At 40.2% G+C, this 21,973-nt stretch carries 21 protein-coding genes; 10 read left to right on the top strand and 11 right to left on the bottom strand.

All coding sequences use genetic code 11. The annotated features are described in order from the left end of the window. Positions 1-28 precede the first annotated feature (28 nt). Positions 29-265, top strand: a complete 237-nt coding sequence (rpmB, locus tag ND6B_RS04575) for a 50S ribosomal protein L28 (protein ID WP_008464111.1) — start codon at positions 29-31, stop codon at positions 263-265. A gap of 11 nt (positions 266-276) precedes the next feature. Further along, positions 277-432 (top strand): 50S ribosomal protein L33, encoded by a 156-nt coding sequence (gene rpmG, locus ND6B_RS04570; RefSeq protein ID WP_004587947.1) that lies wholly within the window; start codon positions 277-279, stop codon positions 430-432. A 452-nt stretch (positions 433-884) separates the two neighbouring features. On the opposite strand, the gene ND6B_RS04565 is transcribed toward rpmG, so the two are convergent. The 7 genes from ND6B_RS04565 to lptD form a co-directional block, all read right to left on the bottom strand. Further along, positions 885-2,900, bottom strand: a complete 2,016-nt coding sequence (locus ND6B_RS04565; protein ID WP_033103979.1) for a methyl-accepting chemotaxis protein — start codon at positions 2,898-2,900, stop codon at positions 885-887. A 304-nt stretch (positions 2,901-3,204) separates the two neighbouring features. Then, the gene (locus ND6B_RS04560; protein ID WP_033103980.1) at positions 3,205-4,023 is read right to left on the bottom strand and encodes a symmetrical bis(5'-nucleosyl)-tetraphosphatase; all 819 of its coding nucleotides are present in this window, start codon (positions 4,021-4,023) and stop codon (positions 3,205-3,207) included. 15 nt (positions 4,024-4,038) lie between these two features. After that, the gene (gene apaG, locus ND6B_RS04555; RefSeq protein WP_033103981.1) at positions 4,039-4,428 is read right to left on the bottom strand and encodes a Co2+/Mg2+ efflux protein ApaG; all 390 of its coding nucleotides are present in this window, start codon (positions 4,426-4,428) and stop codon (positions 4,039-4,041) included. Beyond that, complete coding sequence (rsmA, locus tag ND6B_RS04550) at positions 4,412-5,218, bottom strand: 16S rRNA (adenine(1518)-N(6)/adenine(1519)-N(6))-dimethyltransferase RsmA (protein WP_008113221.1); 807 nt, start codon at positions 5,216-5,218, stop codon at positions 4,412-4,414. Before rsmA ends, apaG begins: the two co-directional genes overlap by 17 nt. Then, positions 5,215-6,207 carry a 4-hydroxythreonine-4-phosphate dehydrogenase PdxA gene (gene pdxA, locus ND6B_RS04545; RefSeq protein WP_033103982.1) on the bottom strand — a complete coding sequence of 331 codons (993 nt, stop codon included), beginning with the start codon at positions 6,205-6,207 and terminating at the stop codon, positions 5,215-5,217. The genes rsmA and pdxA overlap by 4 nt, the downstream gene beginning before the upstream one ends. A 2-nt stretch (positions 6,208-6,209) precedes the next feature. After that, on the bottom strand, positions 6,210-7,505 hold the full coding sequence (surA, locus tag ND6B_RS04540) for a peptidylprolyl isomerase SurA (protein ID WP_008464120.1): 1,296 nt from the start codon (positions 7,503-7,505) through the stop codon (positions 6,210-6,212). 96 nt (positions 7,506-7,601) lie between these two features. Then, positions 7,602-9,848 (bottom strand): LPS assembly protein LptD, encoded by a 2,247-nt coding sequence (gene lptD / locus ND6B_RS04535; protein ID WP_033103983.1) that lies wholly within the window; start codon positions 9,846-9,848, stop codon positions 7,602-7,604. 94 nt (positions 9,849-9,942) lie between these two features. Here lptD and ND6B_RS04530 point away from each other — a divergent pair, with 94 nt between their 5' ends. The 3 genes from ND6B_RS04530 to djlA are packed head-to-tail and all read left to right on the top strand — an operon-like array spanning position 9,943 to position 12,488. Continuing rightward, entirely contained in the window at positions 9,943-10,944 is a 1,002-nt protein-coding gene (locus ND6B_RS04530) for an aminoglycoside phosphotransferase family protein (RefSeq protein WP_033103984.1), read from the top strand. Beyond that, the gene (gene murU / locus ND6B_RS04525; protein ID WP_033103985.1) at positions 10,941-11,597 is read left to right on the top strand and encodes an N-acetylmuramate alpha-1-phosphate uridylyltransferase MurU; all 657 of its coding nucleotides are present in this window, start codon (positions 10,941-10,943) and stop codon (positions 11,595-11,597) included. The genes ND6B_RS04530 and murU overlap by 4 nt, the downstream gene beginning before the upstream one ends. A 33-nt stretch (positions 11,598-11,630) precedes the next feature. Continuing rightward, on the top strand, positions 11,631-12,488 hold the full coding sequence (gene djlA / locus ND6B_RS04520) for a co-chaperone DjlA (RefSeq protein ID WP_033103986.1): 858 nt from the start codon (positions 11,631-11,633) through the stop codon (positions 12,486-12,488). On the opposite strand, the gene ND6B_RS04515 is transcribed toward djlA, so the two are convergent. Further along, the gene (locus ND6B_RS04515) at positions 12,471-13,400 is read right to left on the bottom strand and encodes a DUF3530 family protein (RefSeq protein WP_033103987.1); all 930 of its coding nucleotides are present in this window, start codon (positions 13,398-13,400) and stop codon (positions 12,471-12,473) included. The genes djlA and ND6B_RS04515 overlap by 18 nt on opposite strands. A 93-nt stretch (positions 13,401-13,493) precedes the next feature. Then, positions 13,494-14,147 carry a bifunctional tRNA pseudouridine(32) synthase/23S rRNA pseudouridine(746) synthase RluA gene (gene rluA, locus ND6B_RS04510; RefSeq protein WP_081844637.1) on the bottom strand — a complete coding sequence of 218 codons (654 nt, stop codon included), beginning with the start codon at positions 14,145-14,147 and terminating at the stop codon, positions 13,494-13,496. Between the two features lie 136 nt (positions 14,148-14,283). Between rluA and ND6B_RS04505 the strand changes: the two genes are divergently transcribed. Together ND6B_RS04505 and ND6B_RS04500 are read left to right on the top strand one after the other, a co-directional pair. Then, positions 14,284-14,511, top strand: a complete 228-nt coding sequence (locus tag ND6B_RS04505; protein WP_033103989.1) for a ribbon-helix-helix domain-containing protein — start codon at positions 14,284-14,286, stop codon at positions 14,509-14,511. After that, the gene (locus tag ND6B_RS04500) at positions 14,511-14,798 is read left to right on the top strand and encodes a type II toxin-antitoxin system RelE/ParE family toxin (protein ID WP_033103990.1); all 288 of its coding nucleotides are present in this window, start codon (positions 14,511-14,513) and stop codon (positions 14,796-14,798) included. The genes ND6B_RS04505 and ND6B_RS04500 overlap by 1 nt, the downstream gene beginning before the upstream one ends. 187 nt (positions 14,799-14,985) lie before the next feature. Here ND6B_RS04500 and rapA read toward each other — a convergent pair whose 3' ends face one another. Next, entirely contained in the window at positions 14,986-17,880 is a 2,895-nt protein-coding gene (gene rapA / locus ND6B_RS04495) for an RNA polymerase-associated protein RapA (protein ID WP_033103991.1), read from the bottom strand. Between the two features lie 299 nt (positions 17,881-18,179). On the opposite strand from rapA, the gene ND6B_RS04490 reads away from it, so the two are divergent. From ND6B_RS04490 to ND6B_RS0119400, 3 genes are all read left to right on the top strand, one after another. Beyond that, a complete protein-coding gene (locus ND6B_RS04490) occupies positions 18,180-19,541 on the top strand; it encodes a PhoH family protein (protein WP_033103992.1) in 1,362 nt (453 codons plus the stop codon). Beyond that, positions 19,538-20,920 carry a PhoH family protein gene (locus ND6B_RS04485; RefSeq protein ID WP_008464132.1) on the top strand — a complete coding sequence of 461 codons (1,383 nt, stop codon included), beginning with the start codon at positions 19,538-19,540 and terminating at the stop codon, positions 20,918-20,920. The genes ND6B_RS04490 and ND6B_RS04485 overlap by 4 nt, the downstream gene beginning before the upstream one ends. Positions 20,921-21,112: 192 nt before the next feature. After that, the gene (locus ND6B_RS0119400) at positions 21,113-21,379 is read left to right on the top strand and encodes a hypothetical protein (RefSeq protein ID WP_235420561.1); all 267 of its coding nucleotides are present in this window, start codon (positions 21,113-21,115) and stop codon (positions 21,377-21,379) included. A 3-nt stretch (positions 21,380-21,382) separates the two neighbouring features. On the opposite strand, the gene ND6B_RS04480 is transcribed toward ND6B_RS0119400, so the two are convergent. Next, a partial coding sequence (locus tag ND6B_RS04480; protein ID WP_033103245.1) for an IS982 family transposase occupies positions 21,383-21,973 on the bottom strand: 591 nt, incomplete at its 5' end.

Below are 21,973 nucleotides of genomic sequence, written 5' to 3' on the forward strand. Positions count from 1 at the left end.
CGAGCGAAGTTATTGGAGATATATAGACATGTCTAAAGTATGTCAAGTTACAGGTAAGCGTCCAGCGGTTGGTAACCACCGTTCACACGCGAGAAACGCGACTAAACGTCGTTTCCTACCTAACCTACAAACACACCGTTTTTGGGTTGAAAGTGAAAAACGTTTTGTAACATTACGCACTACTACTAAAGGTATGCGTATTATCGATAAAAAAGGCATTGACACGGTTCTTACAGAAATCCGTGCTCGTGGCGAAAAAGTTTAAGGAACTGAATTATGCGCGATAAGATCCGTTTAGTTTCAACTGCTGGTACTGGTTTTTTCTACACTACCGACAAGAACAAGCGTAACATGCCTGAAAAAATGGAAATCAAAAAGTTCGATCCTAAGGCTCGTAAACATGTGATTTTCAAAGAAGCTAAAATCAAGTAATTTAGTTTTCTTTCAGAAATGTAAAAACCCAGCTTATGCTGGGTTTTTTGTTTTTAAATCCACTCTATTAGCCACCGAAAATATACCTACCGTAATTATGTCCATCTAATACCAATTCGCAATCATACTTAATTATTTTACGGGGCTAAACGTTTCGCTATCTGCGTTAAAAAAATCTCATTTAGAACAACTAAATAGCAAATTTTTTTCCTTGCTATCAACACGTTTTTTCATCCTCAAAATAGACCACTTAATTAAGCGAATGGGTATAACCAAAGAAAACATAAGGAGTATGGGCATTAAATGACTTTACAGACTAAGCAGTTGAGTGTTGTGTATTTAGAGTGAGATTGTGGGGCGTGTAAGCATACCTAATGAGGAAGTGGGTGTTTTACTATGACTTACTAGGGTGTGAGCTGTAAGTAGCCCTAGGGCTACTTACAGTGCGATATTTATACTTTAAAGTTCTCTACTGATATTCTTAGTTCTTCGGCTAACTTAGCCACTTCTGAACTTGAAATATTAGTTTGTACAGCACCTTCTGCTGTTTGCTCGGCAATAGCAACAATAGATTCTAAGCGTTCACTGATCTCTTGTGATACTTGTTGTTGCTCTTGTGCTGCTGTTGATATCTCTTCACTGACATTGTGCGCTTGTGATACCGCAAGGGTAATTGAATCCAGCGCACTATTGGCTAAATCACTTTGTTCAACACACGAAACAGCACGTTCTTTACCTTTTTCCATGGCTTTAACTGCTTCTTCAGCGCCAGACTGTAGTGATTCAATCATAGATTGAATTTCTTGGGTCGACTCTTGCGTTTTACTTGCAAGTGATCTTACTTCATCAGCTACCACGGCAAACCCTCTACCGTATTCTCCGGCACGCGCTGCCTCGATGGCCGCATTAAGTGCAAGTAAGTTAGTTTGTTCTGCAATGCCACGAATAACGTCTAAAATACTACCAATTGATGCGCTATCTTTGTGTAGTTTATTAATAACACTTGATGCTTCATCGACTTCGTAAGCGAGTTGTTCAATGGTTGCTTTGTTTTGATTTGAAATGCCTTTAACACGCTCCGCTTCTTTATCGGCATTTTTAATTTCGCTCAGTGCTTGTTGTGCACTATTACTCACTGTTTGTGATGTGCTGCTCATTTCAGTGGTTGCGGTTGCTGCTTGCTCTACTTGCGCTTGCTGATTACTGATTGCTTTGCTTGATTCACCGGTAATTGTTGAGGTTTGCTCAGAAGCAGCTGCAAGTTGTGTTGAACGTGAAATAATACCGGTGATTAAGCTACGTAAGCTATCAATTAAGGTATTACAACTTTTCGATAACTCACCAAATTCATCTTTTGCGCTGTCATCTAAGCGTTGAGTCATATCACCACTGGCAACAATATCTAGAATACGATTTACTTCCGCTAATGGCTTAGTAATACGGTTAACCGTAATGATGGCTACAAGCACAGCGATAATAGTCGCAATGATCATACCTATCCATGTCCATAAATTAGCTGAGTTTACGTCACTACGTACGCCTTCTTGTAATGTAAATGCAACGCCACTGGCTTGTAATACTAATTCGTCAATTTGGCTAAGCGCTGTTTTAGTCGCTTTTTCAGACTCTGCTAATTCACGCTCGGTTGTGCTTATTGCGTCAATAAGGCGTTTTTTATTAGCTGAAAGGCTATCGTTACCTAAAATATTGCTCTCTAGGGTATCTACATAACCCTTTAAGTCATTAAACAAGCTGCTGTGACTTTGCTCTATCGCCGGCTTTATTAATGAAACGGTACGAACGACTTCTTCAAAGTAATACACTTGCTCGTTTTTGATAATATCGAGCGTGTTAAGCGTTTTAACGGTTAGCATGTCGGTGCTGCTGGTAACCACGGACATAAAGTTATTTTCTAGATTATTAGCTGCTTGATAAGCGCGTGGGTGATTATCCTCTAAATCATCAATATCAATAATATCAAGCACCATAGAGTTTGCATCTTCTGCCGCAAGCTCAACGGTTTCTAATTGAGCTTTGAGCTTTTTGTTAAGCACTAGCTGGGTGTTTTTATCTTTAAGCAGGCTGTTTATGATATTTGAAAAGCTCTGGTAGGTTTTTTCAACTTCAAGGCTGCTTTTGTTTAACTGTGGATCGTCTTTAACAACTTGTTGTAGTTCGCGGTGCAATTTATTAAATATTTGTTTTTGCTCTTCTATTTGCGCTTTTAACGTGGCGAGTTCTTGAGCCGATGTTATATGGAAACTAGCTTGAGCGGCTTTACTCATCAAAATAAATTCAGCTTGTAACTGAGCGCTCTTGTTTAATGCAGGAAGCGATAGCTGATTAACTTTTTGAGTTGAACGATCTATATTTGCTATTTTTATTAAAGAGTTACCGCCAATAATTAAAAGTAATAAAGTGATAAATATAAAACCACCCCAAATACGTTGACTCACTGTTAGATTCATATGGTTTTCCATTCAAAAATACGTCTATTAAAACTTATCGGCGCTTTCAACAATAAGTTAAGTAATTAAAAATAATTAATTTTTACTGTTAATAGTTAGTTGCTAAATTTACCGCAAAACTTAATTACAAACTAAGTCTTTTATTAAAGATAAAAAATAATGTAGGCAATAACACTCGTTTACTGTCTATGTTTAACTCAATTATAAGAGCATTGCTATTTTTTACACATTATTGTGAATGTTTTGTAATTATACAATTTAACATCCACTCTTAAACTTAACAGATGTATTAACTTTTTTCAGTTTATTTAGACAAAAGTTGTGATTTTTCTGAAAATTTTTGCTTACTTTGCAGTTCTATTAGTGTCATTGAGCCACCCCATACGCAACCCGTGTCTAGAGCATAAAGGTGGTTGTAGGGCGTTTTGCCTTCAAGTGCTGCCCAGTGTCCAAAAATTAGGTCATGTTGAGCGTTCATAATGGCAGGGTGAGAAAACCAAGGAATTAGTGATGATGAATTTGTTGTTGCTTCTTTTGCATTAAAATCGAGCAAATTATCAGGCGTAATAAAGCGCATGCGAGTGAAATAATTAACGATGTAACGAAATTTAGCAGCATCATCAAGTTGCTCCGTCCATTTTAGCGGGTGAGGCTGATACATGTTTTTTAAGAAGAACTTAGCGTTATCAGCACCATAGCATTGCTGCGCAAATTGAGCGTGCTTAATGGCTTGCTCGCACGACCAATCAGGGTTAAGGCCTGCATGAGAGATAAAACAATTATATTGTTCTAAATAAAGCGCTAAAGGCTGAGTTTGTAAAAACGCGATGTAGTGGGGCAGTTTACTACTGTTAAACAGTGCAGTGAGTTTGTCTTTGGGGTTAGGTGTAACGTTGTTTAAATAACAGGCAATCATGTGTAAGTCATGATTGCCTAATGTGACGCTAACGCTGTCTTGATGTTGATAAATATAATCAAGGCACGCTTTAGAGTCTGGGCCGCGAGCGACAATATCACCCACTAAATATAAGTGATCTTTGCTAGGGTTAAAGTCGACTTGCTTTAATAATAAACTAAATTCGTCAAAGCAGCCTTGTAAATCACCTATTGCGTAGTCGGCCATTGTTACCTGTTTTTATCAGTGTAGGATATTAGGGCAGGCTAAGCGGAATACGTTTATGGGTGCTTTAAATTCAGCACCAAACTCGTTACGTAAAGTGTAATGTCCCTGCATGGTGCCTACCGGTGTATCTATTATTGCACCACTGGTATATTTGTAGCTTTCACCTGGGGCTATATCTGGGGTTTCACCCACCACACCTTCGCCTTGCACTTCTACTTCTTTGCCATTGGCATCAGTAATTAGCCAATAACGGCTAAGTAGCTTTGCACTGCATAAACTGTGGTTTTTTATAGTAACGGAGTAGGCGAACACAAACTTATCTAGTTCAGGTTGCGATTGCTCTTCTACATAAAACGTTTCAATAGATACCTTTACAGGTGATCCTATATTACTGCTTGTTGTCATAAATCCAGTTAGCTATATCAATAAATTGTTGTAACGACAGGCTCTCAGCACGCAAAGTAATATCAATGCCAATGCTGGTTAATTCGTCAGCGGTTAGAAGGTTGCCAAGGCTGTTACGCAACGTTTTACGGCGCTGATTAAACGCTTCTAAACAAACGGTGTTTAATATTTTAACGCTTTTAGCGGTGCGCTGCTGTGCCTTTTTAGGGATTAAGCGAATAACCGCAGAATCGACTTTAGGTGCCGGTTTAAAGCACTCAGGCGGTACCTCTACCACAGGCATCGCATGACAATAATACTGAGTCATCACACTCAAGCGACCAAAGGTTTTACTACCTGGGCCTGCTACCATGCGCTTTACCACTTCTTTTTGCAGCATAAAGTGCATGTGCTCAATATGATCGGCAAATTCAAACAGGTGAAACAACAAAGGCGTTGAAATGTTGTACGGCAGGTTGCCGAATACTTTTAGCTTTTTGTCATCTTTAACCAGGCTTGCAAAATCAAACTTCATTGCATCGCCTTGGTTTACGGTTAATTTTGGCCCTAAAAATGGGTGTTCAATTAAACGCTGGGCTAAATCTTTATCTAGCTCAACAACCGTTAAATGGCCACTTAAATCGGCAACAGGCTCGGTAATAGCGCCTAGACCTGGGCCAATTTCTACTAAATTATCTTGCGGTTTAGGATCGATAGCGGTGACGATTTTGTCAATGATTGACTCATCGAATAAAAAGTTTTGGCCAAAACGTTTACGGGCGCGGTGTCCTAAGTGTACTTTATCGGTCATTGATTCTGTGCTTTTTCATGGGCGAGCTTAATTGCTTCGCGGATCGCTAATTCAAAACTGCCAACATCAGCATCGCCTGTACCGGCTAAATCAAGCGCAGTACCGTGGTCGACTGAAGTGCGGATAAATGGAAGGCCAAGAGTTATATTCACTGACTTACCAAATCCTTTGTATTTTAGCACAGGTAATCCCTGATCGTGATACATAGCCAGTACTGCATCGGCTTCATTTAGGTATTTATCTTGAAATAATGTATCTGCTGGTAAAGGACCGATTAAGTTCATCCCTTCAGCTCTTAGTATGTCAAGTGTAGGCGTTATCGTGTCGATTTCTTCGCGGCCTAAATGGCCATCTTCACCAGCGTGCGGGTTTAAGCCACAGACTAAAATACGCGGTTGCTCAATACCAAACTTGGTTTTTAAGTCATGATTAAGAATATTAGCCACTTTAACCAGTCGCTCTTGGGTAATAGCACGAGCAACATAAGCAAGCGGGATATGCGTTGTTACTAATGCAACTCGCAGCCCTTCGGTAGCCAATAACATAACAACATCAGCGGTGCCCGACTGTTGAGCAAAGTACTCAGTGTGGCCACTAAAAGAAATACCGGCTTGGTTAATAATACCTTTATGAACAGGGCCAGTAACAACGGCATCAAAAGTGCCGTCCATATTCTTCTCACTGGCGATACGCAGTGTATCTAGTACGTATTGACCGTTTGCGTCATTTAGCACACCCAGTTCAACTGACTCGGCTAAATCAATCTGTTTTATATATAAGCTGCCAGCCGCTGTAGGCATGGCTTCGGCGCTTTCATCAAATTCAATTAACTTAATGTTTAAACCTAAATGTTTAGCGCGTTGTTTTAGTAGCGATGCATCTGCAATTGCTACTAGCTGTGCATCCCAGCTGTGCTGTGCCAGTTTTAATAGCAAGTCAGGGCCAATGCCTGCAGGTTCTCCGGGGGTTACCGCAATTCTTAAGGTCATAATTATTCGTCTATTGGGAAAATTTCAACATGGGCTTGTTCGCGCATTTCTTGCTGCCAGTTAAAGCTTTCTTCTTTAAATTTACGATTAAACAACATGCCATGTGCACGATTACGTTTAGCTTGCTCGGTCTTATCTGCAACACGTTTATCTAGTAACTGCACAATGTGCCAGCCAAATTGACTTCTAAATGGTTCGCTGATTTCGTTTTTATCAAGTGATAGTAACGTATCTCTAAACGCAGGCACGTAGGTGGTTGGATCAGTCCAATCGTATTGACCACCTTTAAGTGCTGAACCGGGGTCTTGTGAGTATTCTTTAGCAAGTTCTGCAAAGTCAGCATCGCCGGCGCGTAAATCTTTAACAAAGCCTGCTAGCATAGTGCGTGCTTTTTCTTCACTTAAAATGATTGAAGGCTTAATAAGAATATGACGAGATTTAACTTCGGTGGTTTCAACTACTTGGCGGCCACGTACGTCTTGTACTTTAATGATGTGGAAACCCGCACCGGAACGAAGTGGACCAATAATCGCATCTTTCTTTTTACCTTTTACAGCTTCTGCAAATAACGATGGCATTTCGTTAATACCCATCCAGCCTAATTGGCCGCCCTCAAGGGCCTTTGAGCCACTTGATGATGAAATGGCAATACGCTTAAATTCTTGGCCATCTTGCAGCAGTTCAATAACTTTGTCTGCGCGTGTTTTTGCTGAGCTTACGTCGTCTGCACTTGCACCACTTGGAATATCGATAAGAATATGACCAATATCATATTCTTCGGCATTTTGTCCTTGGCTATCCATAATTTTTAGTAAGTTATCAATTTCTTGGTCGCTTACATATATACGGCGGTCTACGTTTGCACGCGTAACTTGTTGCGTGGTTATCTCTTTACGAATTTCTTCGCGGTAAGCTTGAAAGCTCTCACCCGACGCTTCAATAGTACGACGCAAATCAGCAATTGTACCGCCTTGCTCTTTAGCCATGTTGGCAAGGGTTTGGTCAAGCTGGCTATCTGAAATTTCTAAGCCCATACGCTCAGCCATCTGCATCATCAAGGTTTGATTTACTAAACGCTCAATCGCCTGAACACGCAGTGTTTCGTCTTTTGGCAGCTGTTGGTTTTGTTCTTCTGCTTGTTTTTTTACGCGATCAACAATGGTGTCTACTTCACTTTTTAAAATAACGCCTTGGTTTACAATACCAATTACTTTATCTATTTCGACAGGGGCGGCAAATGCACTTTGGCATAAGCTGAACGTTAAAACTGCTGATGTTAATAATTTTTTTAAATTCATATTCTTTTTACTACTCTTACTAATAGTACTGTTGTAATGCTAAATACGGCTAAATTGATATAGTTATTTGTAAATTTTTACTATAAATAAAGCAGTTTAGTCATTAAGAAAATACGGCCTACGATAACCAAAAATACCTTGTTGTAATAATTTTTGAGCATCGTAACGGCTTTTACTACCAAGCCCTTTTAATACAAAATTCAAACGAATACTCGAATCAAAAGTGGCTTGGGGTTGCCCAATTGACTGATTTAAATCAGTTTCAATTTGGCGATGGCCAGTAATTTGGAACGCCCAACAGCACGATTCATACTGTAATCCACTAAATACTTCAATACTGCGGTTATTATCAAGATCGCGATGGTAACTTGCAATAAATTGCCACTCGTCACTGATAGGGATGCTTGTAAATAAGCCCGCTTGCTCGATTGTATTTCCTGAGACATCATTTGCATAGCGATGGTTCAATTGAACCAGCTGATTATCGTCACCTTTGTAGTCTAAGGTTAAATTTGACTGGATAATTTGCTTGCCATCCGTGTCGTACTGAATACCACCCGATAAATACCAGCGGCGGTGCCAATGTAACATGGTTTGCGCTGCAAACAAGGCATTGTAGTTACTATCGCTATTAAGCCCTTGCTCTGTAGGCTTGGCTGAATCACTTAAATAAAATATTTGGCCTGCGCTGAAGTTAAATACTTCTTCATTTTTCTTATCAAATAAACGCGTTGTAGCCCCGAGCGTAAATTGATTAGCTGCGGCAATTCGGTCAACACTTGAAAAACGCGCATCCCTGAATAAACCAAAAAAGTCATCTTGTAACTTGGTGGTATCGTATAAGCCAATGTCAGACTGATCTTTATTAGGCGTATATAAATACTGAATTTGTGGCTCTAGAGTTTGAATACCATCGTCGATAAAAATTGAGGTGTCGCGCTCAAAGTTAAGCTGAGAATATAAGCGCACTTTTGGCAAAGTACGCGAAACATTATCGCTATACTGTGTACCCTGTAAATCACCGTCTTGTTTATAGTTAGTTTGCAATAAGCTCACTTCAGATAAAAACGACCATGCATACTCTTTGTAATCAAAGCGTGCTTTAGGCTCTATATGCACACGAGTGGCTTGGTCAATTACCGCAGAGCTGTTAGTAAAATGGCTCAGCTCGCCTGAAACACTAAAATCGAAATAATCAATTTTCCACGGGGTGGTTTGGGTAAAGCTAATTTGTGGTAACGCCGTGTATGATTCTAAGTGGTCACCGAGTACTTCAAAGTTTTGCACTTTTATATCAGTACGCCACATTTCGCCCATATGGGTTAGCGAGCCGGTACGATAAAGCTGCGTATCGGTTTTACTGGCATAAGCGGAGTTTAAATCAGTTAGGTAGTTGTCATCACTAACATTGGTAATATCAATACTGGCTCGCCAGTCTTCACCAATATAACTTTTTTGTTGCCAATGAAACAAAAAACGCTCGTTAAGCTCAGGCTCTGAGTCATCTTGATTTAAATATTCTACAGCCACTAAACCTTGGTGCTCTGGGGTTAAATATCTAAATTCAGTTTGTAATTGTAGCCCCTTACGTGACATATAACGCGGGGTAATAGTGGCATCATAATTAGGGGCAATATTCCAATAATAAGGCGTAATCGTTTCTAACCCATAGCGATCTGAACTTGAAAAGCTGGGCGTTAATAAGCCTGACTTACGGCGCTCATCGAGTGGGAAAGTAAAATAAGGTAAATAGAGTACTGGCGTATCTAAAATACGTAGCACGGCATTGTAGGTTTCGCCCCAGCCTTCTTCACGTGATAAGTTTATTTCATCGGCTTCAATAGCCCACACAGGCGTATTACCTGGGCACGCAGTAAAGCTTGCATTCATCAGCATTAAGCCAGACTTATCGATGGTGAGCTTTTCCGCGCCGCCTTTGCCTTGTTGTTGTGTTAGGCTGTATTGTGCGCCTAATAAACTAAATGCTGAGTTATTTAAATCGGCATTTAAGCCCGAACTTTGTACGTGGCTTACATAATCGCGATAGGTAATTGGGCCAGTGGCATTAAGTAGGCCACGTTGTTTATCAATCAGTGCTGATTGTGCGGACAAACTCATGTTAACGGTGTTAATATCAACATTGCCAGTAAATTCAGCGCTTTGTGTGCCTAAAAGCTCAACGTCATCAGCGCTGATATCAACCGTTCCAAGCTCAAGGCCAGCAAGCGGTTGCCAAGCTCTGGTTTGCATTGAAGTGCCACAAAAATTGTGTGTCAGTTCAGTTTCGGCAAGCGATGGTGCGCTCAGTACGCTTAGCATCAAAATGCCCCAGGTTTTGCTCATTTATCGACCTTTATGCTCTGTGATTAGTTACAAGCTATACATAATAAAGGAAAACAATGGCAAAGTAATTAGTGAAAAATAGATAGCTTATAAAATGACACGCTTTGAGAGTTTACAACAGTTTATTAATACTCACTTTAGTGAGCGATCCTATGCGCTTAATGCAATAACCGCCGATGCCAGTTTTCGCCGTTATTATAGGTTAAACGCTGAAAATAAAAACTTTATTGTGATGGACTCCGATCCAAAAAAAGTTAACAACGTCCCTTATATTGCATTAAACAAGGTGTTTTCTGAGCAGGGGTTTTTATTACCACGTATTATTAATAGCGACGAGCAGCAAGGTTTTTTTATTCTAAGTGATTTAGGTAGCACCCATTTAGCTGACTTGCTTGATGATGCGAATCGCAGCGAGTATTACCAGCAACTGATCAGTTTAAGTGCCAAGTGGGCAAAAACTCCAGCCGCGCCGTCAATGAATCCGTATGACCGTGATTTTATTGCACTTGAACTGGATATTTTTAAAAATTGGCTGGTTAATGATTTTATTAGCGCAGAGCTCAGCGCTGAGCAGCAACAGACTTGGCAAACAAGCACAGCGCTGCTAATAAATACACTGCTTGAGCAACCTACAGTCACAATGCACCGGGATTATCACAGTCGTAACATTATGCGCTGCGAGCAGCAATGGGCGATTATTGATTATCAAGACGCGGTACAAGGCCCATTATGTTACGACTTAGTCTCACTTTTAAGAGACTGCTACTTTAAATTGCCTAAAGACGAGCTGAATCATTTACTTGAGTTTGGTTACGACGAATTTAAACGCCAAGGTTTAATAACTAACGAGTCATTTGCAGAATTTAAATATTGGTTTGATTTAACGGGTTTACAACGCCATTTAAAAGCGGCGGGTATTTTTTGTCGTTTATATTTGCGTGATGGTAAACAAGGTTACTTAGCAAATATACTCCCTACACTTGAATACGTAATAGAGGTGGCGGCACAATACCCTGAGCTTAGCGACTTATCGGCTTTGATAAAAACTAGCGTGGTGCCAAAGGTGCAACAGCGGTTAAAAGAGGAACAACCATGAAGGCGATGATATTAGCCGCTGGGCGCGGTAAACGTATGATGCCGCTCACCGCAGAGTTACCTAAGCCTATGTTATGTGTAGCGGGAAAACCACTGATTGAGCATCATATTATGCGCCTAAAGGCTGCAGGTATTACTCAAATAATAATTAACCTTGCGTGGCAAGGAGATAAAATAAAAACCTATTTTGCAGATGGGCGCGCGTGGGGCGTGACTATAACCTATAGCCAAGAAGTGACGGGCGGGCTTGAAACCGCAGGCGGTATTATTCAAGCACTTCCCTTATTAGGGGAGTCATTTATTGTGATCAATGGCGATGTTTACAGCGACTATGATGTCAGTGCATTAATGCAGCTACATTTACAGCCTAAAGAGGCGCACATTGTATTGGTTGAAAACCCTGCGCATAATCCTGATGGCGACTTTATACTGAGCCACTTACCGACAAGTAGCCAGCGGTATACCTTTTCAGGGATAGGGCGCTATCAAGCTGATTTTTTTGAGGGGCTAGCCCCAGGCATTCGGCCATTAGGCCCTTTGCTACGTGAAAAATTAAATGAACATTTAGTCTCCACTGAACTCTATATTGGCCAATGGGACGATGTAGGCACACCAGAGCGCTTATCGGCTCTTAACCAACAACTAGCGCCATAAGCTAAATATAAAACATTAGAGGTAAGTTTTAAAATGTGGGGAAAAATTCTCGGTTTCTGTTTTGGTTTTATGTTTGGCAAAATATTTGGTGCCATTTTAGGCTTATACCTAGGCCATATGTTTGATAAAAGCCTAAAAAAAGACTTTGATAAAGCTGGCGGCTTTTCTAACCTTTTTAAAGGCGATGATGTTAACGAACGCCAAGCGTTGTTTTTTTCGAGTTGCTTTGCGGTAATGGGACATATTGCCAAGTCGAATGGCCGTGTTAGCGAAACCCACATTAAAGCAGCGACGCTGTTTATGGATGAAATGGGCTTAAAAGGCGAAGAGCGCCGTGAAGCGCAGCAGGCGTTTCAATCGGGTAAAGACAGCGACTTTTCTCTCAAAGACACGGTTTATGACTTTAAAGAACGTTTTGCTAAACGTTACGATTTACTGCAGTTATTTTTAGAAATTCAAATTCAAATGGCGTTTTCTGATGGCGTGCTTGCCGCACAAGAAAAGCAATTATTACAAGAAGTAAGCAAGCAGCTAGGTGTGTCTAAAGCACACTTTGCCTTTGTATTAAAACGTTATCAAGCAGAGTTTAACTTTAGGCAGCAACAACAGCGTTTTAAACAGCAGCAAAGTCAAAGTAGCAGCTACCGCGAAGGTTCAGGGCATCATGTACCACCAAGTAATGATATGAACCGTTCGCAGGCGTTGGCTTTATTAGGGTTAAATAAAGACGCATCGCAACGCGATATTAAATTAGCCTACCGTAAGCTCATGGCTCAGCACCATCCTGATAAGCTCGTATCGCAAGGTTTACCTAAGCATATGATGGAAGTCGCGGTTAAAAAAAGCCAAGATATTCAAGCTGCTTACGAGTATTTAAAAAAGGCGGCGTAAAAACCCGTCTATTTCTTTGCTTAGACGCGCATGTTGCTGCGGCGCATCGCGTAATCCAAACAACTGACGTTGGCGATAATCAAACTTTGCATTTCGATTAACCCAACGCTGACGGTTTTTAAGGTTCATTAAGATATCATTACTGTCTGTAGCAAAATAAATATCCAACAAAGCGGGGGTGACCAAGGATGTTATTTGGCTTAACTTTGCATTACGTTTTGTATTAGGAAGGTAGCTACTTAAACTAATGAAGGCGCTTATTTTTGAGTCTGAAAATTCAGCGTAGTGCTCCAACAACACCCCAGCACTGGTGCCTTGTGCAATAACAACAATATTCTCAGACTCCATCGCAGCTTGTTGGTATAAAGCGTCGTAGCGAGCGACTAGTTTTAATTTATAGTTATCTACCACTTCAGTATTTACTTGTTCAACATAGTCAGCATGATGGGGCTGTTTTTGTGTACTGGTGTCTGGCTTAGTATTTGCGTTGGCTGTTTCATTATTTTTGCCCACAGGATCATTAATCGTTTTTGCTGCATCATCTTGAGCTGCTTGCCAATCAATATCAGGAACTGTCATCGCATAAGAAGTATACCCTTGATTATTCAGCTCTTTACGTAAGAAATTCATGCCTGCATTGTTTGTCGGCGTTGATTGCCAATCAGGAATGAGTATGACTACCCCTCTAAAGTCCGCACTCATATATTCACTGTATAAAGTTAAAAACTCAGTATCACCAGCTAAAATAGGCTTTACTTCATCACTTTGGGCTAGGCGAGAGATATCCGCATCAATATTTTTTGAAAAGGGAGGAGGAGCGATATACTCAGCACTCAGCGCTTGGAAACTGATTAACGTACAGCCAAGCACAAGAGTAGTAATAATGGCTTTAAACATCTGCGTAATAAACATAAATAAGCTTTTAATTTAAATCTTATTTGTGTATCGGCATAGCACTCTTAAAGTTTAGCTATTTACAGTAAATAGCTAAAAGATTAATCCTTGTTAAAACTCGCTCTCAGCTTCAAAAGTAAGTACTTGCTCCGTTACAGGGTGTTTGAGTTGTAGCATTTGTGCATGTAGCTGTAGGCGAGGTGCCGCAGAAAGTGCGTCTTTGTGAGCATATAAACGATCGCCTAAAATAGGGTGGCCTAAGCTTAACATGTGCACGCGCAGCTGATGTGAGCGCCCTGTAATAGGAGTAAGCTCTACACGGGTTGCCTGTGCTTCACGTTCAAGGACTTTAAAATGAGTGAGCGAAGGTTTGCCATTGTCATGATCAACCATTTGCTTAGGACGATTCGGCCAATCACAAATAAGAGGTAAATCAACAGAGCCTGTTTCAGTTTCAAGTTGCCCGTAAACACGTGCAATATAACGTTTTTCTGTTTCGCGTTCTTGAAATTGCATACTTAAATGCCGATGAGCAGCTTTGTTCATTGCTAAGCAAAGTATGCCAGAGGTAGCCATATCTAAACGGTGAACAATTTTAGCACTAGGAAAAACACGGTTGACGCGATTTATTAAGCTATCGGCATGTTTTGGGTCTTTACCTGGGACGGTGAGTAATTCGCTAGGCTTATTTACAATAAGTAAATCATCATCTTGAAACAGTATAGTTAAATACGGGCTCATAGGGGGATTGTAGTTAACTAACACGGCAGACCTCAGTGATTTTGAAGTGCGCTATTTTAGTGGAGTGAGCGCAAAGGCTCAAGGGAAAAGGTAAAAGTTTAATTGCGTATTTTTTAGTCTGGTGTAAAATTACACCAGACTAACGTTTTGGAAATTCATTATGGCAAGACAAAGTATTTCACTTACTGAACAAAATGATTTATGGCTACGTAATCACGTTGAGAACATCGGTGATTACGCAAATAAAAGTGAATTGGTGAATGATTTAATTCGACGTGCAAGAAGGGCTGAAGCTATAAATAGTAAGCTTGCTAACGCAGAAAAAAGCGGTTTTAGTGCTCAATCTGCCGATGAAATGTTAGCAGAATTTAAAGCAAGCATTAAGTAGTGCGCACATTTAAACTTTCAAACGATGCCAAAGAAGACTTACGTCGTATTTATCAATATGGTTGCAAAGCATTTTCACAACAGCAAGCAGATATTTACTTTTACAGTTTCTTTTCTATGTTTGAAAAGCTAGCTGCAAATCCTTATTCTTACCAATCGGTTGATCATATTCGTACAGGCTATCGGCGTGCAGTTTGTGGCTCAGACAGTATTTATTACAGAATTTCAGCAACGGATGTTGAAATAATGGCTATTTTAGGCGGTCAAGATACTGATGAGTGGCTGTAATTAAATAAGTACTAATGAGTAATTGATAAAATTAAATACTATAAGCTTAGTATTTGAAATTTAGATGTACCTTATTGATATAAAAATAAAAGCGCGATATAAATATCGCGCTTTTTTCAATACACACGCTAGTTGATCTTTAACTAACGACTTACAGCTTACAGCTTATAGCTAACAGCTAGATTCTCTAGTGCGAAACCACAATCAAACGAATCGCATCGAGTTTTAACTGCGCTTTTTCAATATGTGCGGTTAGCTCATTGCGTTGTTTATCGTAAAAGGTAATTTCCTCTTGGCGAATGTTTGGATTAATTTGCTTCAGTGCAACTAATCGCTGTTGCTCTTCGCTTAACGATGTTTGCATTTTTACTAATGACTCAGCACGGATAACATCCAGCTTTTGTTGCGCCATGTCTTTTGCTGTGTTGATCATTGGATGAACCGCACTTTGTAATGCACCAGCTAATTTACTCGCCGTTTGACGACCTACCGCAGATAGTTGCTGATTAAAGCCATCAAAACCAACATTTTCACCTAAGTTATTACTGCTCTTATCGAGTAAAATACGAATTGGCGTAGGGGGTAAAAAGCGACCCACTTGCAGTACTTTTGGTGCCATGGCTTCGGCAACAAATATTAGCTCAACAAAAAAGGTGCCTGGTGGTAACTTTTTGTTTTTAAGTAACGCCACCGATGAACTACCAAAATCATCATCACAAATCATATCCATAGTGCCTTGCACCATAGGATGATCCCAACTAATAAAGTGCACATCTTCCTGAGAAAGCGCGGTATCACGGTCAAAGGTTACTGTCATACCATCGTCTTTTAGCGATGGAAACGAAGCGTTTAACATGTGCTCAGTGGGTTTTAAAATAATGGTGTTTTCACCTTTATCTTCTTGGCTTACACCAAAGGTGTCGAACACGTTGATCATGTAGCTTGGCAGTTCAAACTGGTTATCGAGCTTTTCAATGTCAGCTACAAGTGAATCAGCAGCACCCTGTCCCGATGAATGTAGCTCTAGTAAGCGATCTCGGCCACTTTCCATTTGTTTGCGTAATACTGCATTTTTCTGTGCTACTTGCTCAAGGAGTGGATCTAGCTCATCTTCATCACAATTATGAGCTGCAATGTACTCAAGTAAATCTTCGCTAAACTCTTTATACAGCAACTGCCCAGTGGTTGATGTGCTTTCAAACGCATCTAAGCCTTCGTTATACCAACGCAGTAGTACTTCTTGGGCCGTGTTTTCAAAATAAGGCACGTGAATGTTCACATCTTGTGTTTGCCCTATACGGTCTAATCGACCAATACGTTGCTCAAGTAAATCGGGGTTGAGTGGTAAATCAAATAACACTAAGTGATGTGAAAACTGGAAGTTACGACCTTCTGAACCAATTTCTGAACACAGTAATATTTGTGCGTTATCGTATTCATCGGCAAAGAATGCCGCAGCGCGGTCACGTTCAATAATCGACATACCTTCATGGAACACAGACGCTTTAATTGCTTCGCGTTCACGTAATATTTGCTCAAGGCTAATTGCTGTTTCGGCTTTAGCACAAATAAGAAGTACTTTTTCACGCTTGAGTGTTTTTAGCGTTTCAATTAACCAATCTACGCGAGGGTCAAATAATCCCCAACTTGCGCTTTCACCTTCAAATTCTTGAAATATTTTTTCTGGGAAAAGTGCACGTTGCGCACTGAGCTCGGCATTTTGAATGCCACTCATATTACCCAGTACGGTCATTGCTGTTTTGTATTGCTTAGGTAATGCCATTGGGTAGGCATGTAATTTACGGCTAGGGTAGCCATCAATGCCACTGCGGCTATTTCTAAATAATATGCGCCCAGTGCCATGGCGATCCAGTAACATATTGAGTATTTCTTTGCGTGCAGCAAGGTCGCCTTGTTGGGCTTTTTCAAGGATATCGGTGATATCTGTTTCTTTTAATAGCTCAATTAATGTGGCTTTTGCGCTGTCATCCAGTGCTTGTTCTTGTAATAACTGATTAGCAGCTTCGGCAACGTCTTTGTAGTTTGCTTCTTCTTCTTTAAACACGTCATAGTCGTAAAAACGATCTGGATCGAGCAGTTGTAAACGAGCAAAATGACTACGATGACCCAGTTGGTCTGGCGTAGCGGTAAGAAGAATTAGGCCTGGAATATCTTGGCTCAGCTCAGCCATACGTTGGTATTCGGCACTGGGTTTATTGTTGTTAATGCTTAAATGATGCGCTTCATCGATTACTAATAAATCCCAGTCGGCCAAAGTAGCTTGTTCAAACCAGCGTTTTTTCTTGGTTAAAAACTCAAGGCTAGTAAGTACCAGTTGCTCGGTATCAAATACATTGGGTGAATCAGCAAACGCTTCGTCGCAGCGTTCTTCATCAAAAATTGAAAAACGTAAATTAAAACGGCGTAGCATTTCTACTAACCATTGGTGTTGTAAGTTCTCAGGCACAACAATAAGTACACGGCTGGCACGACCGGTGATAATTTGTTGATGTAAAATCATGCCCGCTTCGATGGTTTTACCTAAGCCTACTTCATCAGACAGTAATACACGCGGTGCAAAACGTTTACCGACTTCTTGAGCAATATAAAGCTGATGCGGAATAAGATTAGCGCGTTGACCAATTAAGCCTTTAATAGGTGACTGCTGACGTTCAAACTGATGTAACCAAGTTTGATAGCGCAAAGTATACCGATCAAAACGGTCCACTTGGCCTGCAAATAAGCGGTCTTGCGGTTTATTGAACTTGATAAAGTGATCTAAAAAAGTTTCTTTTAATTGTGCTTTTTCACCGTTATCAATACGTTCACCGTGATAGCACAGTAATTCGCCTTGTACTTCAATTGACTCAACTTGTAATTCCCACTCCTCAACGCTTCGGATCACATCACCAGGATTAAATGCTACGCGGGTTACCGGAGCTTCTGCAGAAGAATAAACACGGTTTTCACCACTGGCAGGAAATAAAATGCTGACCTGGCGGCCATCAATGGCAACAACGGTGCCTAATCCTAAATCTGACTCTGTGTCACTTATCCAACGCTGACCTAAGGAAAAATTCATGTATGTCTCGTCTATGAAGAAAAAGGCGGCTATGTTACCTGTTAGATAACACCACTGCAAGGCGCTATTTGCCTGACTTTTAATTAATTTTATAAGTATGAATTATTACCAACCCTAAGCGCTCATTAGTGCGTCGATTTTGTGGAAAATTCAAACTAAATGATATTTGTCATAAAACAGACTTTTATGACAAATAGACTAAACTCAAAATATACCTAAGTAATTAATCAAGTTTATTAGTAACCACTGATTAGTTTATTGGGTATAGCATAAAAATCATAAAACGTAAGGAAAGTACTATGGGAAAAGCTTCAAATTTTGATAGTAAAATGTATGTGCTAGATACCAATGTATTACTTCACGAACCCCTCGCGTATTTGTCATTCCAAGAGCACCAAGTGGTTATCCCAATGACCGTATTGGAAGAACTTGATCATATAAAAGATAGAAAACACGATGTGAGCCGCGATGCGCGAGTGGCTATTCGTGGCCTTGATGGGGTGTTGAGTCAGGCAACTCCCGAACAAATGTTACAAGGTGTGGCGCTGCCAAGGAATAAACAAGGCGGATCGACAGGCAGCTTAATTATTGTAAACGACCATTTATTTGCCGATTCTATTTCTGGTTTGCCGGGCAATGAAAACGACCACCGTATTATTAATTGTGCGGTGCATTTACAAAACCAGCACAGCGATAAAAAAGTCATATTAGTAACTAAAGATATTAACATGCGCTTAAAAGCCAAAGGGGCGGGGCTTAAATATGTTGAAGACTATCGTACTGATCAGTTAATTGACGATATTGATTTACTCACCAGTGGTTATAAAAAAATTGAGGGCGATTTTTGGCAGCATGTCGGCGAGTGTAATACTGAGCAACACGGACGTGAAACAGTTCATCATATCCCTAAAGATTTAATTCCTGATGTGTTTTGTAATGAATATTTACTTGATGATGGCGATCAGTTTGCCGCTAGAGTTAAATCGTATGATGGTGAGCATATTACCATTAAAGATATTGGTGCAGAGCGATTGATGCATCAAAGTGCATGGGGAATAAAGCCAAAAAATATTTACCAAGCAATGGCCCTTGATGCCTTACTCGACACGTCTATTGAGCTTGTTATTTTAACCGGCCCAGCGGGATGTGGTAAAACCTTACTGGCACTTGCGTGTGCGCTGGAAATGGTGATTGAAAAAGGTATTTACGATAAAGTCATTGTAACCCGTAATACCCCTGAAATTGCAGAATCGATTGGCTTTTTACCTGGCACCGAGGAAGAGAAAATGGCGCCTTGGCTGGCTGCAATAACTGATACCTTAGAGGTGCTACATAAAGGAGATGAGAACCCTGTTTCAAGCCGTAATTACATTATGGAAAAAGCCAATGTTCAGTTTAAATCGGTGAACTTTATGCGTGGGCGAAGCATTCAAAATGCGGTGGTGATTTTACAACCCCGAATTGGAAAGATTTTAAAGTTTTTACCCCCTTGTTTTTATTGGCCTGTAGAAAAAGTAAAAAGAATTTCTCTAAACATGGATTTTTGTAACGACTTTAAGCATTCCCACAATAGCCAATCTTTACAGAGTATTTGTTATTTGGGATGTAAGTACAACACGCATTCTAGCAACGATGCAAACTTTTGGAGGGCTGCGTCATGAAAAGCTCTGTTGAAAACCGAAACCCTCGTGTTCTTGACACGTCTGCGTTGGTTCATGATCCAAAAAGTATCCTGTCATATCAAGATGATATTTACATCTGTCTAACAGTTCTAGAAGAATTAGATAACTTAAAAGAAAGAACTAACAAATCGGTTAGTGCTGATGCTCGTGTATGTATTCGTATGCTTGAAGATATAATAAATGGGCACAGTGCAGAAGAGATGGAAGCTGGTATTCCACTGCCTTCTACTGAAACAGCTAAACGAGGAAAACTGTTTATTGGAATTGATACCCAGCTCGATATGGCTAAAGAGTTAAAGCACGGTATTGGAAGTGACGCTGACAATAGAATAATTAACTATGCACTGTATCTTCAGAAGGACTTAGATAAAGACGTAGTAATTGTTAGCCGTGACATTAATATGCGCTTGAAAGCTCGAACCGTAGGGGTCATGGCAGAAGACGTTGCCGTAGATAATCAAATATCAGATATTGATCTTTTATACACAGGGGTACAAGCCTTTAAAGGAGATCTTTTTGATCGAATTAAATCAGACAAAGACTTCAAGGTTTCAGGAGAAGTTTATACTTTCCCAATAAGTCTATTTAATGATGAAGTTCAGCCAAACATGTATTGGTACGATGAAGCTGGACACATTGGGCGAATTTCAGAAGTAACAGATACTGAGGTATTCACAAAGTTATTGCCTCGTAAACAAGAAAAAGTATGGGGCATTTTGCCTAAAAATCAGCGTCAGGCAGTAGCTTTAAGCCAATTAACAGATCCATATTATGACTTAAATATCATCCTTGGCCCTGCTGGCTCCGGAAAAACTTTTTTAGCAGTTGCTTCGGCGCTGCATCAAGTATTGGAGTTAAAAAAGTACAAAAAAATCGTTGTGGTGCGCTCCAGAGACTTTATGGACGATGATCCGGGGTTTTTACCCGGTGACCTGACAGAGAAATCAATGCCGTTATTAGCAGGTATAACAGATGCGCTTATATCAATGCATTCAGGTGATAACAATGAAGGTAATATTAGTGCAACTGTTGAGCATGTGATCGAAAAAGCCAATATAGAATTTACTAGTATGGCTTACTTCCGAGGTCGTTCAATAGACGATGCTGTTTTAATCATTGATGAAGCTCAAAACATGACTAGAGCGCAAATTAAGGGCATGTTAAGCCGTGGTGGCAAAAATTGTCGCACAATCGTGTTGGGCAACTTAGCCCAGATTGATGATAAGTTTGTCACACCCGCATCTTCAGGTGCTAGCGCGGCTGTTAACGTGTATAGAAACTATGAAAAAGGCTCAGTATTGATATTTGATGAAGTAGAGCGTAGTAGCTTGGCTGAATTCACTGAAAAGAACATGTAGGCATCAAACTACAATTCACATTTCCTTATAATATTGCGACAATAGCCACTGCTTTTTGCAGTGGCTTTTCAGAGAAGCCCGTTCCCACGAAAACAGGACGAAATGGATTTACTCTGAACTAAAAGATTAAATATTCACAAAAACTGAGTGACATAGGTGCGTGGCCTAGCGTTGCCGTTTTTTGGTGTATTGATGTCTTTTAATAAAGAAGACCTGCTAGTAAATATAAAAAGGCAGGCAAAACGATTATCTAAATTATTAACTATTCCCCTTGGACAAGCCCAAGAAGCCCTAGCTATTTGTCTGTATGACTGTAACAGTTACAGCGATTTACTAGTAAAAATAAAAGCTGAATCCTTTGACAACCCATTGATAGCACTGTCTGCTCTCTCACCAAACTCGGAAATATTTTTAGTAAAAATATTAGCTAGCCACCTAGATAACCTCAGATCTGCATAAGAATTAAAGCCGAGTCACTTTAATACTCGGCTTTTTAGTCTGAAAGGTATAGGCAATTAATCCAGCCATTAAATTAACCATAAATGAGATGCAGCTGCGGTGCCTTGTATGGTCTATTTGAGCCATATTTTTCAGTTGGTCGAAAACTGTTTCAATGATAAAACGCTTTGATAACATCGCTCTATCCCAAGATGATATTGGCTGACGTTTCATATTACTTCGTTGACCTGTAATAAAATCAATGCCTTGCTCAGCAAGTTCCGCTTTTAGGTTTGCAGATACATAACCTTTATCAGCGTATAAACTACCTGTAACATTATCGACCATATCTAACACCGGCTGTCTATCATCAACATTCCCAGCTGTCACTTTTACTGCTAATAAACCACCTTCATCATTCATGATGAGGTGAAGTTTAAACCCATAAAACCAGCCCATTGTTCCTTTACCCCGCTTGGCTTTTCCCGCGAAAACTTGGTGGCGAGGAATACGCATGTTGTGACACACCTTGAGAGAAGTAGAATCGATAAATGCAATGCCTGTTGGTTTATCAAAGCGCTGCTTCAGATAGCTACACAGAGCAGGTAACGTGGC

The sequence above is a fragment of the Pseudoalteromonas sp. ND6B genome (assembly GCF_000764215.1).
Classification (GTDB): domain Bacteria; phylum Pseudomonadota; class Gammaproteobacteria; order Enterobacterales; family Alteromonadaceae; genus Pseudoalteromonas; species Pseudoalteromonas tetraodonis.

What these genes read in the sequence shown, in the direction of transcription:
- ND6B_RS04565 (WP_033103979.1), bottom strand. Translation starts at nt 2,900, where the DNA reads ATGAATCTAACAGTGAGTCAACGTATTTGGGGTGGTTTTATATTTATC.
- ND6B_RS04505 (WP_033103989.1), top strand. Translation starts at nt 14,284, where the DNA reads ATGGCAAGACAAAGTATTTCACTTACTGAACAAAATGATTTATGGCTA.
- rpmG (WP_004587947.1), top strand. Translation starts at nt 277, where the DNA reads ATGCGCGATAAGATCCGTTTAGTTTCAACTGCTGGTACTGGTTTTTTC.
- pdxA (WP_033103982.1), bottom strand. Translation starts at nt 6,207, where the DNA reads ATGACCTTAAGAATTGCGGTAACCCCCGGAGAACCTGCAGGCATTGGC.
- apaG (WP_033103981.1), bottom strand. Translation starts at nt 4,428, where the DNA reads ATGACAACAAGCAGTAATATAGGATCACCTGTAAAGGTATCTATTGAA.
- rpmB (WP_008464111.1), top strand. Translation starts at nt 29, where the DNA reads ATGTCTAAAGTATGTCAAGTTACAGGTAAGCGTCCAGCGGTTGGTAAC.
- ND6B_RS04530 (WP_033103984.1), top strand. Translation starts at nt 9,943, where the DNA reads ATGACACGCTTTGAGAGTTTACAACAGTTTATTAATACTCACTTTAGT.
- surA (WP_008464120.1), bottom strand. Translation starts at nt 7,505, where the DNA reads ATGAATTTAAAAAAATTATTAACATCAGCAGTTTTAACGTTCAGCTTA.
- djlA (WP_033103986.1), top strand. Translation starts at nt 11,631, where the DNA reads ATGTGGGGAAAAATTCTCGGTTTCTGTTTTGGTTTTATGTTTGGCAAA.
- ND6B_RS04485 (WP_008464132.1), top strand. Translation starts at nt 19,538, where the DNA reads ATGAAAAGCTCTGTTGAAAACCGAAACCCTCGTGTTCTTGACACGTCT.
- ND6B_RS04560 (WP_033103980.1), bottom strand. Translation starts at nt 4,023, where the DNA reads ATGGCCGACTACGCAATAGGTGATTTACAAGGCTGCTTTGACGAATTT.
- ND6B_RS04515 (WP_033103987.1), bottom strand. Translation starts at nt 13,400, where the DNA reads ATGTTTATTACGCAGATGTTTAAAGCCATTATTACTACTCTTGTGCTT.
- murU (WP_033103985.1), top strand. Translation starts at nt 10,941, where the DNA reads ATGAAGGCGATGATATTAGCCGCTGGGCGCGGTAAACGTATGATGCCG.
- rapA (WP_033103991.1), bottom strand. Translation starts at nt 17,880, where the DNA reads ATGAATTTTTCCTTAGGTCAGCGTTGGATAAGTGACACAGAGTCAGAT.
- ND6B_RS04490 (WP_033103992.1), top strand. Translation starts at nt 18,180, where the DNA reads ATGGGAAAAGCTTCAAATTTTGATAGTAAAATGTATGTGCTAGATACC.
- rsmA (WP_008113221.1), bottom strand. Translation starts at nt 5,218, where the DNA reads ATGACCGATAAAGTACACTTAGGACACCGCGCCCGTAAACGTTTTGGC.
- lptD (WP_033103983.1), bottom strand. Translation starts at nt 9,848, where the DNA reads ATGAGCAAAACCTGGGGCATTTTGATGCTAAGCGTACTGAGCGCACCA.
- ND6B_RS0119400 (WP_235420561.1), top strand. Translation starts at nt 21,113, where the DNA reads ATGTCTTTTAATAAAGAAGACCTGCTAGTAAATATAAAAAGGCAGGCA.